Consider the following 17081-nt stretch of genomic DNA (forward strand, 5'->3'; position numbering starts at 1 on the left):
ACCCGACGGCGGGTGTGGGCGGGCCGGGGTCCGGAGCCGACGGGGCGGCCGGTCCGGAGCAAGCGGCGCTTAGCCGACGCCCCCTGGGTATCCAAAGCAAGACACCCCGCCGCGGTTTCCCTCGGCGGGGTGTCTGATCAGTGCCGGTTCCTCTGGACTGCCCCCAAAGGCGGCTCCGCGCTTACGGCACTCCTGAGCCCATCTTGTCCAGAAGGATGGGGCCAAGCAGGTCGCTGTATTCTCGGTTCATATGGTTCGCGTCGTAATAGACCTCCACACCGCCGAGCACCGTAAAGCACTTCTCCGCGTTGCAGAAGTAGTCCGTAAGGTCCAGCAGCCGGACATTTCGGTCGTTGGCGGAATTCGCGGCTTCCACGAGCGGATCGGGAGGCTGGGCAACTGACCGCGAAACAGCGCACTCCGCAGGGTTTGCGGCGTGAATCAGGGTGCAGTCGGCGTCGCGCACGGCTCCATTCAAAGGGGGATCCGCGAGTACATAAACCCTCGCCCCGGTTGCAGTCCACTTTTGCCAGGTCTTATGCAGACCTGCGGCGAACTGCTCCGCTTCCGGCCTCCCGGACCCATCGTCGACGTGTTGCTCTCTGGAAAACATAGAGGTGAAGACCGCGGCGGGGCTGTCGGTGGCAACGGCCGCCGTGACGCGTCGGGACCAGTCCATGCACTTCTGGGCGGGTCCCCGCTCGGTGTGACCGTCGTAGCCGACGAACTGGACGTCTGCCACTGGACACCCGCCGGTAAATGCGGTTTTGACGATCCAATGTCGTTTCTTGGCGGCCGCAAAGACCGCTCCCTGCCAGTGCTGGCCATGGGAATCGCCGACCAGCCAAACAATGCTTGGGTTCCTTTTGCCGGCTGAGAAGTCGCAGACGTAGTGCGTTTTCTTATCGCTGGACATCAGCTCTTCCCGTGCCGAGCCGCATTCGGGGGGAACTGTCCAGTACTTTTTTGCGTTGGGGCTACCCGTCGAGGCGGCCGGACCGAACTTCCCCTCGCAGGAGGTCTTCGGCAGCAGAGCAGCAGGGCCGTGGCAGGGGTCCAGTGCCGCGGCTGCCGCGGCTTGATCATCGCGCGCGCTCTGCTGCTCGTAGGCTCGGACCTGGGCGAAGCAGAGTCCCGCAAGAAGTACCATCGCTACGCTCATGGCTGTCACGGTTCGGAGTGCCGAGGTGTTTAGGAACCGGGATGCTTGCGCGCGGTCCTCCACAAGCACCTTGGTGGCTGAAGCCAAGACAAGTGCGAGAGCGAGGATCAAGGTTTTGTCCACGCCCGTTGGCGTGCGTCCGAGTATGAATGGGGAAAGGACGATAACGGGCCAGTGCCACAAATAGAGCGAATAGGAGATGCTTCCGATGTGCTGGACAGGCAAGGAGCCGACCAGTCGTCTCAGGACCGGCCGTCGGCCGCCGTTGCCGGCCAAGATCACGAGGGATGTGCCGGCGACCGGAAGGGCAGCCAGCCATCCTGGAAACTGTGTCTCACTGTCGAAAGCCAGGGCGGAAACTACGATAGCCAGAAGTCCAAGTAACCCGAGGCACTTTGCCGCTGTGGTACCAAGCAGCACCCTGCCCAGCCCGAGTGCCACTAAGGCACCCGCACCGAACTCCCACGCCCGGACGGGGGTAACGAAATAGGCCTGGCTGGGAGTTGCCTGCGTCGTGAAGACAGAGGCGGTCAGCCCCGTTATTATCACGGCGGAAACGCCGGCAACCAGCACGCGTCTGGCGGGGATTCGGCGCCGGGCGGCTATCCAAAACAGACCCAGGAGCAACAGTGGCCAGAGGAGGTAAAATTGCTCCTCGACCGAGAGCGACCAGTAGTGCTGGGCAACGGTTGCAGATGCTGTCGATGCCGAATAGTTGATTGACTTCGCGGCGAGGGCCCAGTTTTCAACGTAGAAGGTGCTGGCCAAGACTTCGAGGGCCGTGTCGGTCCATCGAGAGTTTGGCAGAAACATCCAGGACGCTCCGAGTCCGACCGCGAGTACCAAAAGGGCCGCCGGGAGGAGCCGACGAATACGCCGGGCGTAAAACTGCCCCAGCCGGATCCTCCCCGACGCCTCCAACTCCTTATGAAGGTGGGACGTGATGAGGAAACCGGAAATTACAAAGAAGACGTCGACGCCAACGTAACCTCCGGTCATGCGGCCCGGCCAAAGATGATTGAGTACCACGAGGGTGACGGCAAGCGCGCGGAGGGCTTGGATGTCAGCGCGGAACGTCCGACGTCCGCGTAGGCCGTTGCCAGTCGCTTGGACGCCTGCATTGTCGGTGCGCACTTGTTCGGCGACGCTCATGATGTCCTTAGCTCTGGTGGCCGGGCGCGGGGCGCCTCCGTTGGCCATGGTAATCACTCGGAATTTGCTGTCGGAATGCCACGTTGCGAAACCAGAGATTCCGCGGGCCCCCCAATTTTGCCATGCCCTGGGGCGTTACACGACTCGGCGCAGGCAGAGACACGAACACCCCGCCACGCAACTGCGCGGCGGGGTGTCCTTTTATGCCGGGAAGACTAGCCGATCTTGTTGGCGGCTTCGGCGTCCGAGGTGGCGACGCCGGCAGCGGCGGCACCGAGGTTGGCGCGCAGCTTGGCGCCGAGTTCGGCGTCGACATTCGTCCAGTACTGGATGGCGCGTTCCTTGATGGCCGGGCTCTTGACCCCGCCCACGGCGCCGGTGATGGTCTCGAGCAGGCGGGCCTTGGCGCCGTCGTCGAAGACCTCACGGTACAGCGTGCCGGCCTGGCCGAAGTCGCTGTCCTCGGCGTGCAGGGAGTGCGCCGAGAGCGTCAGCTCGCCGTCGTTCTCCCAGCCGCCGGCCGGGCTCTGCGGCTCCACGGCAGCAGGGCCGCCGACCGAGTTCGGCGCGTAGACCGGAACCGAGGGGGCGTTGAAGTGGTAGCGGCCGGCGCCGTCCTGGCTGTAGTTGTTGACCTGGCTCTTGGGCTGGTTGACCGGGATCTGGGCATGGTTGGTGCCCACCCGGTAGCGGTGCGCGTCGGCGTAGGAGAAGATGCGGGCCTGCAGCATCTTGTCCGGCGACGCGGCGATGCCCGGCACGAAGTTCGACGGCGCGAAGGTGGCCTGCTCGATCTGAGCGAAGTAGTTCTCCGGGTTCTTATCCAGCGTCATGGTGCCGACCTTGACCAGCGGGTAGTCCGCGTGCGGCCAGACCTTGGTCAGGTCGAACGGGTTGAAGCGGTAGGTCTTGGCGTCCTCGTACGGCATCACCTGGACGTGCAGGTCCCAGGACGGGAAGTTGCCGGCGGCGATGTTCTCGGACAGGTCGCGGATGTAGAAGTCCGCGTCGGAGCCGGCGAGGGCCTCGGCCTGGTCGCCGGTCATGGAGTGCACGCCCTGGTTGGACTTGAAGTGGTACTTGACCCAGAAGCGCTCGCCCTCGGCGTTGATCCACTGGTAGGTGTGCGAGCCGTAGCCCTGCATTTCGCGCCAGGAGGCCGGCAGGCCGCGGTCGCCCATGAGCCAGGTGACCTGGTGGGCGGACTCGGGGGAGAGGGTCCAGAAGTCCCACTGCATGTCCGCGTCGCGCAGGTGGGTGCCCGGCAGGCGCTTCTGCGAGTGGATGAAGTCCGGGAACTTGATGCCGTCGCGGATGAAGAACACCGGGGTGTTGTTGCCGACCAGGTCGTAGTTGCCCTCGGTGGTGTAGAACTTCACGGCGAAGCCGCGCGGATCGCGCCAGGTGTCCGGGGAGCCGTTCTCGCCCGCGACGGAGGAGAAGCGGATGAGCATGTCCGTCTCGGTGCCCGGCTGGAAGAGCGCCGCCTTGGTGTATTTGGAGACGTCCTCGGTGGTCTTGAAGGTACCGAACGCGCCGCCGCCCTTGGCGTGCACGACGCGCTCCGGCACGCGCTCGCGGTTGAACTGGGCGAGCTTCTCGACCAGGTAGTGGTCGGTGAGGATGATCGCGCCGTCGGCGCCGACGGCCTGCGAATGGGCGTCGGACGTGACGGGGGCGCCGGACTGTGTCGTGGACACGGCGGGCGCAGAGATGTTCTGGGTCATCATGCTCCTATTTCTGTTTCTAACTTAGGTACGGTCGGAGGGAAGTGTTTGGCTGCGCTGGCAGTCCTCGCAGATGCCCTGGTACAGGACGTCCGCGATCTGGATGGTCATGGGCTTGGCGCCCGCGTCCCAGTGTGGTGTCAGGCAGGGCGCATGGCCGACGGCGCACTCGACGTCCTCCACGCGGCCGCAGCTGATGCAGACGGCGTGGTGGTGGTTGTCGCCCACCCGCGTCTCGTACAGCGCGGGGGAGTGGGGCGGCTCGAAGCGCCGCAGCATCTGCAGCCCGGTCAGGTCGCCGAGGACCACGTAGACGGACTGGGCGGTCAGTTCGGGCAGTTCCTCGCGGGCGGCGGCGAGGATCCCCTCGGCCGGCGAATGCGGATGGCGTTCGACGGCGGCCAGCACGGCCAGCCGCTGTTTGGTCACCCGGCGGCCGTGGGCACGCAGGGCCGCGGCCCATGTTTCGTGGCTGCCCATCGTTTCCGTCATGGCCCCATTCAAGCACTTATTTTTAGTTGTTCACAATAAGGCGGGGCTTAGCTGCCCGGGACCGCACTAGAGTTGCCGGGTGGGGAAATTCTTGGCGGACATCACGCCGCTACGCGAAAGCCCGGCATTCCGCCGCCTGTGGCTCGGATCCGCCGCCTCTGCCCTGGGCAGCCAGCTCACCCTCGTGGCCGTCAGCCTCGAGGTCTACCGGCTCACCCAGGACAGCCTCTACGTGGGGCTGCTGAGCATTTTCGCCCTCGTGCCCCTGGTCTTCGGCGGCCTCCTCGGCGGCTCCATCGCGGACGCGCACGACCGGCGCCAGGTAGCGCTGCTCGCCTCCGCGGTGCTGTGGCTGACCACCGCCGGCCTGGCGCTGCAGGCCTGGCTGCAGCTGGGGAACGTGTGGCTCCTGTATGCCCTGGTCGCGGTGCAGAGCGGCGCGCAGGCCATCAACCAGCCGGCCCGCAGCGCCATCATCCCGGTGCTGGTCCGCAAGGAACTGCTGCCCGCCGCCAACGCCCTGTCGATGATCAGCATCGGGCTCTCCATGACCGCCGGACCGCTGCTGGCCGGCGTGCTGGTCGCCACGATCGGGTTCGCCTGGACCTACACGGTCGATGTGGCCAGCTTCGTTTTCGTCGTCTGGGCGCTGCTGAAGCTGCCCCCGATGCCGCCGGACCACGCCGCGCACCGGGCCGGACTGCGCTCCGTGGTGGAGGGGTTCCGCTTCCTCGGCACCCGCCCGAACCTGCGGATGACCTTCGTGATCGATCTGGTGGCCATGATCCTCGCCCAGCCCCGGGCGCTGCTGCCGGCCATCGGCGCGCTCATGATCGGCGGCGGTGAGGCGACAGTCGGGGTCCTGCTGGCCGCGACCGCCGTCGGCGCCTTCCTGGCCGGGCTCTTCTCCGGTCCCCTCGGCGCCGTCCGCGCCCAGGGCGCCGCAGTGGTCTGGTCGGTCATGGCCTGGGGCGCTTCCATCGCGGGTCTGGGTCTTGTCGTCGTCCTCGCCGGGCGCTCCGGGGCCGGCGGGGTCACGCTCTGGCTCGTGCCGGCCGCCATCTGCTGCGCGCTTGCAGGCATCGCCGACTCGGTCAGCGCCGTCTTCCGCACCACCATCCTGCAATCAGCTGCCCCGGACCACCTTCGCGGGCGTCTGCAGGGGGTCTTCGTCGTGGTCGTGGCGGGCGGCCCCCGGATCGGGGACATGCTGGCCGGCGGCGCCACTACACTGCTCAGTGAGGGCTGGGTGTTGCTCGCGGGCGGAGTGCTGTGTGCGGTGGTGGCGTGGCTCGTGGCGCGCTGGCAGTCCGGGTTTTTGGCGTACGACGCGCGGAACCCGGTTCCGTAGCGGTTCGTTCCTCAAGTGGGTGCCCACGGGGATGTCCCGGAGGCCGGCGCCAGCGCCGGCGGCGTCAGGAATGTGGCAGCAGGAGGATCGGTGCACAATCATCACAACGGCTTGAAGACGGCGGCCCTCTTCGGCGTGCTCTGGGCGGTACTGCTGGGGCTGGGCGCGCTGATCGGGTCAAGCATGCGCAGCTCGGCGCCGATCTGGATCATGGCGCTGATCGGTGTCGGCACCACAGCGTACGGGTACTGGAACAGCGACAAGATCGCGATCCGCTCCATGCAGGCATATCCGGTGACCGAGGCGGAGGCCCCGCAACTGCATCAGATCGTCCGGGAGCTCTCGGTCCGTGCCAACCAGCCGATGCCGCGGATCTACATCTCTCCGACCCTGGCGCCCAATGCGTTTGCCACCGGCCGGAACCCGCAGAACGCGGCGGTTTGCTGCACCCAGGGCATCCTGCAGCTGCTCGACGCCCGGGAACTGCGCGGCGTCCTCGGACATGAGCTGATGCACGTCTACAACCGGGACATCCTGACCTCCTCAGTGGCCGCCGCCGTCGCCGGCGTGATCACCTCGGTTGGCCAGATGCTGCTGTTCTTCGGCGGCGGCGGTGACCGCCGCAACGGCAATCCGCTGGCCCTGCTCGCCATGGCGCTGCTGGCCCCGTTCGCGGCGTCGCTGATCCAGATGGCAATCTCCCGGACCCGGGAGTACGACGCCGACGAGGACGGTTCGGCGCTTACCGGCGATCCGCTGGCGCTCGCCTCGGCGCTGCGCAAGATCGAGCAGGGCGTGCAGCTGGCTCCGCTGCCGCAGGACCAGCGGCTGGTGAACGCCTCGCACCTGATGATCGCCAACCCGTTCCGCGGCGGCGGCATGGCCCGGATGTTCTCCACCCACCCGCCGATGAGCGACCGGATCAGCCGGCTGGAGCGGATGGCAGGCCGGCCGCTGGGCTGACCGGGGGTTCACGCTGCGTCGCGGAACGCAGAAGGGCTGCCGCCACCGGAATCCCGGTGGCGGCAGCCCTTCTGCTGCGGCCCGTGCGCGGTTCGCGTCGGCCGCGTAAGTCCGGTCCTAGCTGCGGAAGTTCACAAACTGCAGGTCGGCCTCTTCGAAGTTCTTCAGCAGGGCCATGGTTTCCTGCAGGTCGTCACGGGACTTGGAGGTCACGCGCAGTTCATCGCCCTGGATCTGCGACTTGACGGACTTGGGCCCCTCGTCGCGGATCAGCTTGTTGATCTTCTTGGCGAGGTCCTGGGCGATGCCTTCCTTGATGGTGGCCTCCAGGCGGAACTCCTTGCCGGAGGCGTAGGGCTCGCCCGTGTCCAGGGACTTCAGGGAGATGCCGCGGCGGATGAGCTTGGACTGCAGCACGTCCAGGACCGCCAGAACGCGTTCCTCGGAGTTGGCCTTCATCAGGATCTTCTCGCCGCTGAAGTCGACCTCGGCGCCGACGCCCTTGAAGTCGTAGCGCTGCGCCAGTTCCTTCTGCGCCTGGTTCAGCGCGTTGGCGACTTCCTGCTTGTCGACCTTGCTGACGACGTCGAATGTGGATTCGCCTGCCATGACTGTCCTCCTGGTGGTTGTCCGGACGCCCTCCGGGAGGGCGGTGTTTTCTGCATTCCAGCCTAGTACGGATGCCGCGGATGTGAAGGTGGCGCCGGTGCCCGGGGGCTCACAGTCGGCTCAAAGCTGAACCCCGGCGGGAACGAAGCTTGGCCCGGCAGGGTTGAAGACGTTGAAAGCGCCGTTGGAAAGGCACCCCCATGAACAGCAAGGCCGTCCGTTATGTCACGGGCAGCACCGCGGCCGCGGCGAGCTCCGTGGCCGCAGCCGCGCTCGCCGCGTCCGTCATCCTCAGCCCGGCAGCCGGCGCGGCCGTCCGGCTGGACGGGGTGCATGCGGACCTGGCCCGGGCCGTCGGACTGAACCAGGTCACGCCCGAACAGGCGGCGAAGTTCGAAGCCAGGCTGGCCGGCCGGATCCTCGGCGAATCCTGATTCCTGCCCCCGGAATCCGGGCCGTGCGGGGCGCTGCGGCGCCGATTCGATTCTTCGGGCGAAGTTCTGTAAAGTTGTCTTGCCCGCGGTTGCTGGAAGCGGAACGGACTGGAAACAGGCGTTCCGACACGGAAGCCGCGAGTGATCTTCTTTTGAAGTTCGGCAGATTACCCGAGCGGCCAAAGGGGGCTGACTGTAAATCAGCTGGCAACGCCTACGGGGGTTCGAATCCCTCATCTGCCACCCTCGAAAAGCCTCCGGAACCCATCGGTTCCGGGGGCTTTTTCATGTCCTTCCAGCGTTTGTCGCGAATCCGAGCCCCCGCCGTGCCCCCCGCCGTGCCCCCCGCCCGGTCCGGCCGGCGCGGAGCATCCGGGGCGACGGCGCGCCCGTCATCTGGGTGACCGCACTGTGGCGGACGTCACGCCGAGGCCCTTGAAGCGCTACTCTGTCGCAGGAGGGAAATCATATGGAGCTGGTCTTGGCAGGCGGTAAGGGAGTGCTCGGCTTGGCCGAGGACGGAGTTTTCCGGCTGACGTGGGCGCCGGGCAGTGTGCTCGAGGCCGCCGACGCCGTCGAGTCGGTCCTTGCCGTTACCAAAATCAGCGCCGGGCGCCTGCTGCCGTTGCTGATTGACATCAGCGACGTCAAGGTGTCGGCCGGGGCCCGGAACCACTTCCTGGAAAGCCGCTTCGTTTCCGCTGTGGCGCTGGTCGGCGAATCCAATGTGGACCGGGTGGTTGCGGCGTGGATGCGCCGCGGCAACGACTGTCCCCAGGGTTACTTCACCTCCCGGGACGAGGCGCTGGCCTGGCTGGCCGGGCGTCCCGCCGGCGAGATACCCGGCCAAATACCCGGGCAGGAGGCGGGGTCGGCGCTGGTGTGCGCGGGGCCGCCGGCCAGTGCGACACCCTGAAGCAATCGCTGCCACCGGCCCTACCGCAGAGTAGGGTTGGGCCGTTAATGGTTGAGCTTGAAGGAGCGCTGAAGTGAAGTCGTTTGCATGCGGTGATGTGGTCCCCGGTTGCGAAGCCCGCTGGGTCTGCAGCACGGACGACGAAATCCTGGTCCAGGTCGGCGCCCACGCCGCGTCCGCGCACGGACTGACGGACCTGTCCGCGGACCTCGTCGACGCGGTACACAAAGCGATCCGCCCGGTTAGTTGAGTCCTCCGGCCGGCGGTATGCCGTCCGCGGGCGCGGTACCCGGGCCCGCGGACTGGGACCGCCTGCTGGAGTCCGCCTGCCGCGGCGAGGGGCTGGCGGCGGCCTACCAGCCGATTGTCGACACCGCGCGCGGCACGGTGGTGGGCTATGAAGCCCTCGCCCGGTTCCCCGGCTACGCGGAGAAGAACCCCGAGGTGTGGTTCGCCGCTGCCCGATCCCACGGACGGTCGGCCGAGCTTGAGGCCGCCGCGCTCCGCACTGCCCTCAAGGCGCGCCCGGCGCTGCCGGCGAACTGCTTTCTGACGCTCAACGTCTCCCCGGAACTCCTGACCTCCGAGAGTATCCGCAGCGTCTGGCGGGAGGAGGGCAGCCTCGGCGGCCTCATCGTGGAACTGACCGAACAGACGCCGATCGATTCATACGTCGAGCTGGAGCCGGACCTGAACCAGCTGCGCGCCGCCGGCGCCCTGATCGCCGTCGACGACGCCGGGGCAGGCTATGCCGGCCTGCGCCATCTGTTGGCCCTGCGGCCGGCGCTGATCAAGATCGACCGGGACCTGGTGCAGGACGTCGACCGCGACGAGGCGAAGCGGGCCCTGATCGGGATGCTGGGCGGATTCGCCAGCCGGGTGGACGCCTGGATCCTCGCCGAAGGCGTCGAGCGTTCCGAAGAACTGGATGCCCTGGTGGCGCTCGGCGTCCCGCTGGTGCAGGGCTACTACCTCGCCCGGCCCGCCCCGCCGTGGGCCGGGATCGACCTGGACGTGGCGCACCGGATGGCAAGCGCCCGCCCGGCCCTGCACAAGTCCGTGGTCCGCGACGTCGTCGAAGCGGCGGCCGCTGCGGCCAGCGTCCCGCAGGCGGCCGAGGCCTTCGCCGCCGATCCGGCGCTGGACGCCGTCGTGCTGCTCGGGGAGCACCTGCGGCCGGTCGCGGTGCTCGACGCCGGTGCCTCCGCGCTCGGCGTCGTACACCCCGGCATGCGGGTGAACCTCGATACCCCGCTCAGCGAGGCCCTGGCACGTGCCATGACGCGGCCCAAGGCCACGCGGTTTGAACCGCTCCTGGTCACGGACAACGCGGGCCGGTTTGCCGGCCTCGCCCGGATGGAGCGCATGATCCTCGCGCTCGCGGGCAACGGGGACGACGCCGGCGGACAGGAAACCGCTGACCGGGAGGAGGCAGGGGAGTGATGACCGACAACCCGGACGCGCTGGCGGGGGAGTTGCCCGCCGGTGTGCGGATCAGGATTCTTCGGGAGTCCGACGCCGAACGGCTGGGCGCGGCCTACCAGCGAAACCAGGACCACCTTGCCCCCTGGGAGCCGGTACGGGCCCCGGAGTTTTACACCGCGGAGGGCCAGCGCTCGAACATCCGCGGCAAGCTGGGCATGTTCGCCGCGGGCACCGGTGTCCCGTGGATCATGCTGGCCGGCGGCCGTGCCGTGGGGGCGATGACCCTGAGCGGGATCGTCCGTGGCCCGTTCCTCAGCGCCAAGCTCGGCTACTGGGTGGACCGGGACTACAACGGCCAGGGCGTCGCCACGGCCGCCGTCGCCCACGTCCTGGACGCCGCCCGCGCAGCGCTGGGCCTGCACCGGATCCAGGCCGCCACCCTGCCGCACAACGCCGCCTCCCAGACGGTGCTCCGGCGGTCCGGATTCCAGGAGATCGGGCTGGCCCCCGACTATTTGCACATCGCCGGGGCCTGGCAGGACCACGTCCTGTTCCAGCGCATCCTGCACCCGCCCGTGCAGGGCCCGGGCCGTGGCTGAGAGTTCCCTGGGCGCGCTGCACCACGTCGAGTTGTGGGTACCGGACCTTGAACGCGCCCGGCACGAATGGGGCTGGCTCCTGACCCGGCTCGGCCACGAGCAGTACCAGGGCTGGCCCCTCGGGCGCAGCTGGCGGCTGGGACCGACCTACATCGTCGTCGAGGAGTCATCGGACCTCACCGGCCGGACCCACCGCCGGACCGGACCCGGACTGAACCACCTGGCCTTCCACGCCGGAACACCGGCGCAGGTGGATGCGCTGGCAGCCGACGCCCCCGGCCACGGCTGGACCGAGCTGTTCCCGGAGCGGTATCCGCACGCCGGCGGCCCCGGGCACTTCGCCGCCTACCTGGTGAACTCGGACGGCTTCGAGGTCGAACTCGTCGCTGCAGGCTGAGAGCTGCAGACGGGGATGAGCCCCGCGGGTACGGTGATGACCATGAGCATCATCCTGGTGGGCGGCGGCCCCGACACCGTAACCACCCCGGGCATCTTCGACCGCTTCGTCCACGACGTCCGGCACCGTGCCGGGGGAGCCCGGGCGCCCCGGATCGCCGTCGTGCTCTTTGACCGGGACGGCAGTTCGGAGTATTCCCTGCCGGCCTACCTGGACCCGCTGCAAAGCCGCATCCCCTGCCGGCCGATGCCGGTCCTGCTGGGCCGCAACGCCCCGGCCGACCAGGCGTCCTTCACCGGCGTCGACGGCATCATCGTCGGCGGCGGCCCGACCCCCGAATACCTCGCCGGCCTGACCGGCTCCGGCCCGGCGATCCGGGCGGCGACCGCCGACGGCGTGCCCTATCTGGGGTTCTCGGCCGGGGCGATGGTAGCGCCGGGCCGTGCCCTGGTGGGAGGCTACCGGGTCCGGGGGATCGCGGTGTGTTCGGAGGAATGCTCCGAGGGCCTCGAGGAACTCGACGTCCGCGAGGGGCTGGGCCTGGTGCCGTTCGCCGTCGATGTGCACGCGGCGCAGGCGGGGACCCTCAGCCGGGCCGTCGCGGCGGTCGCGGAGGGCCTGGTGGACCGGGCCGTGGCCATCGACGAAAACACCGCACTGGTGCTGCCCCACGCGGAGCTCGAGGACCTGGAGGTGATCGGCGCCGGTAACTGCTGGTCCATCCGCGGCTCCGGCCGGAAAGCCACGGTGGCCGTGCTGTCCGCCCCGTAGGCGCGCAAGCCTTGGCAGTGTTGTTACTCGCGGGTAACATGAAGCGCATGCACCTGCTGCTCCGCACCCTCCTCCTGCTCTTCCGCTCCGCCCGGCGCTCGCCGTTGAGCATCTGGGAGACCTCGTCCCTTCCGCTCCGCGTCCTGCCCACGGACATCGACATCGCCATGCACGTGAACAACGGCATGTACCTGTCCCTGATGGACCTGGGCCGGTTCGACCTCATGGCGCGCAGCGGCACCTGGAAGTCCATCCGCCGCCGCGGCTGGACGCCGGTGGTGGCGGGGGAAACCATCGCCTTCCGCCGCTCCCTGCAGCTGTGGCAGCAGTACACGATTGAAACGAAAATCATCGGCCTGGACGAGAAGGCCATCTACTTCGAACAGCGGATGGTGGTCGACGGCGAAATCTACGCGCGCGCCTACATCGCCACCCGGCTGGTCCACAAGGGCCGTCCGGTCAGCCAGGAAGAGATCATCCTCGAATTCGGCGCCCCTCCGGCCGGCCTGACGCTGCCGGAATGGATCCACGAGTGGCGCGAAACCAACGCGCTGCCCGGCGCCCGCCGCCCCGCCCCGCACGCCTGGGCCTAGACCGGGCGGATGTGCCAAGAGCGAAACGCGGGGGACTTTCGGAGAGTGCTCGCGTACCGTTGACCCATGGCAACCGTAGACATTACTGGTGAACAGTTCGCAGCGACCGTCGAGGACAACGACATTGTCCTCGTAGACTTCTGGGCCGAGTGGTGCGGCCCGTGCAAGCAGTTCGGGCCCACCTACGCGGCCGTGTCGGAGAAGCACCCCGACGTCGTCTTCTCCAAGGTGGACACCGAGGCGGAGCAGCAGCTCGCCGCCGAGGCCGGCATCACCTCGATCCCGACCCTGATGGCCTTCCGTGAGAAGGTGCTCGTGTTCTCCCAGCCGGGCGCGCTGAATGCCCAGCAGCTGGAACAGGTCGTTGACGCTGTCAAGGCCCTGGACATGGAGGAAGTCCACGCCCACGTGGCGCGCTCCCAGGCAGAGGCCGCGGCCGCCCAGCAGGACGGCTCGCAGATCCCGGACGCCTGAGCCGGACCACACAGACACACAGACGAAAAACGCGGGGTTCCGCTGCGCCCTCCCCTGACGGGGTGCGGGCGCGGCGGGACCCCGCGTTGGTGCTGCCAGCCGAGGGCCGGCCGGTCGCCTGGACCTAGAGCTTTTCCAGCGTGACCGGCTCGGCCAGCAGTGCACTCAGCGACTCGTTGAGGTCCTGGACCGCCGTGCCCTTGGAGTGCCTGTCCAGGTCCTCCTGCGAGGCCCAGCGCTCGGTCAACACCAGCTTGTCCTCGCTGGCCTCGGTCAGTTCGTAGCGGATGCAGCCGGGCTCGTTGACGACCTCGTCGATCGCAATTTCGAGCGCGAGCTTCACACGGAAGAATTCGCCTTCGTTGGGGATGAAAGTTGCCTGCAGGTCGATGGGTTCGCTCATGGGTTTTACCCTACCCGGCGGCCGTCGCGGCGCCGGAAAATGACCGGAAGATTTCCTAGGACATCCACGCTTTAGTCTTCTCAACCCGCCGGGCGGTTGGTAGCGTCGCACCATGCTTGCGTATACAGCCGGGGACACTGACGTTCCGCTGCTTGATGAAACTATTGGCGACCATTTCGAGCGCATTGTCGCCCGGTTCCCGTTGCACGACGCGCTGATCGAGGCGGCCGCGGTGCCGGGCGGCGAGGCGCGGCGCTGGAGCTACACCAAGATGAACGACGACGTCGACCGGCTCGCCCGCGCTCTGCTGGCGCTCGGCGTGGCCAAGGGGGACCGGATCGGCATCTGGAGCCCCAATTGCGCCGAGTGGACCATCCTGCAGTACGCCACGGCCAAGATCGGGGCGATCCTGGTCAACGTCAACCCCGCCTACCGCAGCCACGAACTTGAATTCGTCGTCCAGCAGAACGGCATGCGCATGCTGGTGGCGGCGCCCTCGGACAAGAACAGCGACTACACCGGCATGGTCCGGCAGGCGCTGGCGCACTGCCCGGAGCTGCGCGAGCTCGTGTTCCTGCCCGACGCGGGCCTGCCCGGCCTCACCGCCGGAGTCCCGGAGCGTGAGGCCGAGCGCACCTACGCGGAGCTGCTCCGGCGGGCCGACGACGTCGCGCACGCGGCCCTGAAGGCGCGAATGGCGGAGCTGGATCCGCACGACGCGATCAACCTGCAATACACCTCCGGCACCACCGGCTTTCCCAAGGGCGCGACCCTTACCCACCACAACCTGCTCAACAACGGGTACTCGATCGGCGAGCTGCTCCACTACACCGACCATGACCGGGTGGTGCTGCCCGTGCCGTTCTACCACTGCTTCGGGATGGTGATCGGAAACCTTGCCGCGTTCAGCCACGGGTGCGCCACCATCATCCCCGGCCGGGGCTTCTCCCCGGCGGCCGCGCTGGAGGCGGTGCAGGACTTCGGCGGGACCTCGCTCTACGGCGTGCCGACCATGTTCATCGCCGAGCTGGCACTGCCCGACTTTGCCTTCTACGACCTCTCCACGCTGCGCACCGGTGTCATGGCCGGGTCGCTGTGCCCCATCGAGGTGATGAACCGCGTGATCAGCGAAATGAACATGCGCGACGTCGCCATTTGCTACGGCATGACCGAGACGTCCCCGGTCTCCACCATGACCCGGGACGGGGACACCCTGGCCCAGCGCACCCAGACGGTCGGCCGGACCATGCCGCACCTGGAGAGCCGGATCGTCGATCCGCTGAGCGGCGAGGTCCTCCAGCGCGGCGAAGTCGGTGAGCTGTGTACCCGCGGCTACTCGGTGATGCAGGGCTACTGGAACCAGCCGGACAAGACCGCCGAGGCCATTGATGCCGAGGGCTGGATGCACACCGGGGACCTGGCCCGGATGGACGAGGACGGCTACCTCGCGATCGAGGGCCGGATCAAGGACATGGTGATCCGCGGCGGCGAGAACATCTACCCGCGGGAAATCGAGGAGTTCCTCTACACCCACCCTGACATCCAGGATGTGCAGGTGATCGGCGTACCCGATGCGAGCTACGGCGAGGAACTGATGGCCTGCGTCATCCTCAAACCGGGGGCCCCGGCCCTGGACGCCGCCGCGCTGGCGGCCTTCTGCCGCGGGAAGCTGGCGCACTATAAAATCCCGCGCTACGTCGACGTCCGGGCGGACTTCCCGATGACCGTCTCCGGCAAGATCCGCAAGGTCGACATGCGCCAGGAAGCCATTGCCCGGCTCCACGGCGAGGGGCCGGCGGAGTCCTAGGCCGGCGTCGGGCCCTGCCGCCCGGCGCGGACGCCGTCGGTGGCCCTGTGCCACGGGCCCGGTCGGACGCCCCGCTGCCCGAGCCGGCCGTGGCCTGCCTCGCGGATGATGTTCTGCGTGACACGCAGCGCGAACGCCCGGGAACGGGCGGGCACGGCGGCGTCGCCCAGGGCCTGCAGCCAGTCCAGAGTGCCCATGTTGACGACGCCGGCCCCGGACGGGACGGTGTAGAACGTCGAGTCGGACCAGCCGTGCCTCGCGTGCTGGCCGGACTGCGGCGAGTGGGCAAAGATGTGCAGGTTTTTGGGGTAGGTGAAGCGGCGGTGTTTGCCGGCTGGAAAGACCCGGTCCGTCTCTCCGGATGTCAGGCCCGCGTAGGTCGCCCCGCGTACTGCGCCGGTGCCGGCGAAGGCGAAGAACCCCGGATCCGAGACGGTGAACGTCCCGGTGGCGTGGAGGTCGCCATAGACCGACCCGGTCAGCGTCGATTCCGGCCGGGCGGCAGGGCCCTGGCGCCACTGGGTCGTCACGGCCGCCGGACGTTTGGTCCGGTACGGATCCAGCTTGGCATTCCGGTAACACACCAGGATCCGGTTCTTGCCCCTGGCCGAGGGCTCCAGCCGGGTGCGCCAGTAGACGTTGTTGGCCCCGAAGAAAACGATGTTCGTGCCCCGGTCGCGGGCGCGCTCCACGGTCCGGCGCAGGCCCGGCGACCAGTACTCCGAGTGGGCCGAGAAGATGACGGCGGCCGCCCCGTTCACCAGGCTGGAGTTCCCGGTGATCCGCGCCTCGGTGGTGTAGGCCAGTTCCAGGTGCGGGTCATCGATGGCTTCCGCGGCGCGGACCAGCGGCGCGTTCCGCTTCTCCACTTCCTCGAAGTTCCGGTAGGGACGGTCGAAGGAGACCTTGTAGGAGCGGGCGGATTTTGCCCTGCCCGGCCCGGCGTAGAGGGAGTACCCGCCCCAGGCGTTGTACGCCTGCATGGTGCAGTCGTTGAAGACCAGGACCGCCTTGCCGGTGACCGAGCCGGATTCGACGACCAGCGGGATCCGGTGTTCCCGGGCGGCGCCGCCGCGGAGGGCCAGGTAGTAGAACCCGTCCGGCCAGCCGGTGGTGTCGACCGTTGTCGTCACTTTCCACGGGCAGGACACCATCCTCGTCTTCCGCTGCAGCTTGTAGGGCCGCTGCCGGATTGTCGTGACCGGCCCGGACGTCCACACCAGGCGCTGGCCCTCGCCGCCGTAGTGGCCGATCCGGTAGGCCCGGATCCGGATACTGCCCACCGTCGCGTTCACGTAGACGTCCACTTTGCGCTGCCGGGCGGTGGAGGCGTGCTGCCCCAGGAAGCCTTCCAGCACCGGCCGGGGGCGCCGCTTCGCCACGGCTTCCCCCTGCAGTTTGGCCAGCCGGGGCTCCCCGACGCCGACGGACCCTGCTCCGGCCGACGGGCCTGCGGCGGCCGCGGGGCCTGCGCCGGCAGACCCTGATCCCGCTGCGAGGGAAACCGGCGCGGGCCCGCGGGATGCGCCGGTATACGCCTCCGTGACTGCGACCGCCAGCCCGGCCAGTGCGGCTCCGATGACGGTCCGCCGCGCCGGCTGGCCGCTGCTCCCGACCATGCATGCCTCGATTTCCGCCGGCTGCCGGGGTTACCCGTATCCCCGCGGCCCCGGCAGTCGGTCCACGACCTCTCCCAAGGCTACGCAGCCCGGAAAAGGGCGGCAGGCGTGGCCGCTACTCGTTTATGGGGCGCGGGCGTACCTGCGGTCCTCCCGGCGTACTCGAGTACCTGGGACGCCGGATCGC

Annotated in this window: 18 protein-coding genes and 1 tRNA gene; 13 read left to right on the top strand and 6 right to left on the bottom strand. The window is 68.3% G+C overall.

The window, feature by feature from the left end; all coding sequences use genetic code 11:
* Window positions 1-181: 181 nt before the first annotated feature.
* The 3 genes from ASG71_RS05715 to ASG71_RS05725 all read right to left on the bottom strand — a co-directional run bounded on the left by ASG71_RS05715 (window position 182) and on the right by ASG71_RS05725 (window position 4533).
* The gene (locus ASG71_RS05715) at window positions 182-2314 is read right to left on the bottom strand and encodes an acyltransferase family protein (RefSeq protein ID WP_082574908.1); all 2133 of its coding nucleotides are present in this window, start codon (window positions 2312-2314) and stop codon (window positions 182-184) included.
* 215 nt (window positions 2315-2529) lie between these two features.
* Window positions 2530-4041, bottom strand: a complete 1512-nt coding sequence (locus ASG71_RS05720; protein ID WP_056738562.1) for a catalase — start codon at window positions 4039-4041, stop codon at window positions 2530-2532.
* Window positions 4042-4065: 24 nt separating this feature from the next.
* A complete protein-coding gene (locus ASG71_RS05725; protein WP_056737725.1) occupies window positions 4066-4533 on the bottom strand; it encodes a Fur family transcriptional regulator in 468 nt (155 codons plus the stop codon).
* 79 nt (window positions 4534-4612) lie between these two features.
* Here ASG71_RS05725 and ASG71_RS05730 point away from each other — a divergent pair, with 79 nt between their 5' ends.
* Both ASG71_RS05730 and htpX read left to right on the top strand, forming a co-directional pair.
* A complete protein-coding gene (locus ASG71_RS05730; protein WP_056737726.1) occupies window positions 4613-5884 on the top strand; it encodes an MFS transporter in 1272 nt (423 codons plus the stop codon).
* A gap of 90 nt (window positions 5885-5974) precedes the next feature.
* Window positions 5975-6847 carry a zinc metalloprotease HtpX gene (htpX, locus tag ASG71_RS05735; protein WP_056737727.1) on the top strand — a complete coding sequence of 291 codons (873 nt, stop codon included), beginning with the start codon at window positions 5975-5977 and terminating at the stop codon, window positions 6845-6847.
* Between the two features lie 117 nt (window positions 6848-6964).
* Here the strand turns inward: htpX and ASG71_RS05740 are convergent, their stop codons facing one another.
* A complete protein-coding gene (locus ASG71_RS05740) occupies window positions 6965-7456 on the bottom strand; it encodes a YajQ family cyclic di-GMP-binding protein (protein WP_056737728.1) in 492 nt (163 codons plus the stop codon).
* Window positions 7457-7656: 200 nt separating this feature from the next.
* On the opposite strand from ASG71_RS05740, the gene ASG71_RS05745 reads away from it, so the two are divergent.
* The 10 genes from ASG71_RS05745 to trxA all read left to right on the top strand — a co-directional run bounded on the left by ASG71_RS05745 (window position 7657) and on the right by trxA (window position 13065).
* Window positions 7657-7890 (top strand): hypothetical protein, encoded by a 234-nt coding sequence (locus ASG71_RS05745; RefSeq protein WP_056737729.1) that lies wholly within the window; start codon window positions 7657-7659, stop codon window positions 7888-7890.
* Between the two features lie 161 nt (window positions 7891-8051).
* Window positions 8052-8133: transfer RNA gene (locus ASG71_RS05750), tRNA-Tyr, on the top strand.
* A 238-nt stretch (window positions 8134-8371) separates the two neighbouring features.
* Window positions 8372-8806 carry an STAS/SEC14 domain-containing protein gene (locus ASG71_RS05755; protein ID WP_157366239.1) on the top strand — a complete coding sequence of 145 codons (435 nt, stop codon included), beginning with the start codon at window positions 8372-8374 and terminating at the stop codon, window positions 8804-8806.
* A gap of 73 nt (window positions 8807-8879) precedes the next feature.
* Window positions 8880-9056: a DUF1059 domain-containing protein gene (locus ASG71_RS16275; protein WP_082574910.1), complete on the top strand. Its 177-nt coding sequence runs from the start codon at window positions 8880-8882 to the stop codon at window positions 9054-9056.
* Between the two features lie 17 nt (window positions 9057-9073).
* The gene (locus ASG71_RS17075) at window positions 9074-10249 is read left to right on the top strand and encodes an EAL domain-containing protein (RefSeq protein ID WP_056737731.1); all 1176 of its coding nucleotides are present in this window, start codon (window positions 9074-9076) and stop codon (window positions 10247-10249) included.
* Entirely contained in the window at window positions 10249-10830 is a 582-nt protein-coding gene (locus tag ASG71_RS05765; protein ID WP_056737732.1) for a GNAT family N-acetyltransferase, read from the top strand. The genes ASG71_RS17075 and ASG71_RS05765 overlap by 1 nt, the downstream gene beginning before the upstream one ends.
* A complete protein-coding gene (locus ASG71_RS05770) occupies window positions 10823-11227 on the top strand; it encodes a VOC family protein (protein ID WP_056737733.1) in 405 nt (134 codons plus the stop codon). The genes ASG71_RS05765 and ASG71_RS05770 overlap by 8 nt, the downstream gene beginning before the upstream one ends.
* 42 nt (window positions 11228-11269) lie before the next feature.
* Entirely contained in the window at window positions 11270-11998 is a 729-nt protein-coding gene (locus ASG71_RS05775; RefSeq protein ID WP_056738564.1) for a Type 1 glutamine amidotransferase-like domain-containing protein, read from the top strand.
* A gap of 47 nt (window positions 11999-12045) precedes the next feature.
* On the top strand, window positions 12046-12591 hold the full coding sequence (locus ASG71_RS05780) for an acyl-CoA thioesterase (protein ID WP_056737734.1): 546 nt from the start codon (window positions 12046-12048) through the stop codon (window positions 12589-12591).
* Window positions 12592-12657: 66 nt separating this feature from the next.
* On the top strand, window positions 12658-13065 hold the full coding sequence (gene trxA / locus ASG71_RS05785) for a thioredoxin (RefSeq protein ID WP_056737735.1): 408 nt from the start codon (window positions 12658-12660) through the stop codon (window positions 13063-13065).
* Window positions 13066-13189: 124 nt separating this feature from the next.
* Here trxA and ASG71_RS05790 read toward each other — a convergent pair whose 3' ends face one another.
* On the bottom strand, window positions 13190-13468 hold the full coding sequence (locus tag ASG71_RS05790; protein WP_056737736.1) for a putative quinol monooxygenase: 279 nt from the start codon (window positions 13466-13468) through the stop codon (window positions 13190-13192).
* 112 nt (window positions 13469-13580) lie between these two features.
* Here ASG71_RS05790 and ASG71_RS05795 point away from each other — a divergent pair, with 112 nt between their 5' ends.
* Window positions 13581-15275: an AMP-binding protein gene (locus ASG71_RS05795; RefSeq protein ID WP_056737737.1), complete on the top strand. Its 1695-nt coding sequence runs from the start codon at window positions 13581-13583 to the stop codon at window positions 15273-15275.
* On the opposite strand, the gene ASG71_RS05800 is transcribed toward ASG71_RS05795, so the two are convergent.
* The gene (locus tag ASG71_RS05800; protein ID WP_056737738.1) at window positions 15272-16894 is read right to left on the bottom strand and encodes a N,N-dimethylformamidase beta subunit family domain-containing protein; all 1623 of its coding nucleotides are present in this window, start codon (window positions 16892-16894) and stop codon (window positions 15272-15274) included. The genes ASG71_RS05795 and ASG71_RS05800 overlap by 4 nt on opposite strands.
* Window positions 16895-17081 lie beyond the last annotated feature (187 nt).

The organism is Arthrobacter sp. Soil763 (genome assembly GCF_001428365.1).
Classification (GTDB): domain Bacteria; phylum Actinomycetota; class Actinomycetes; order Actinomycetales; family Micrococcaceae; genus Arthrobacter.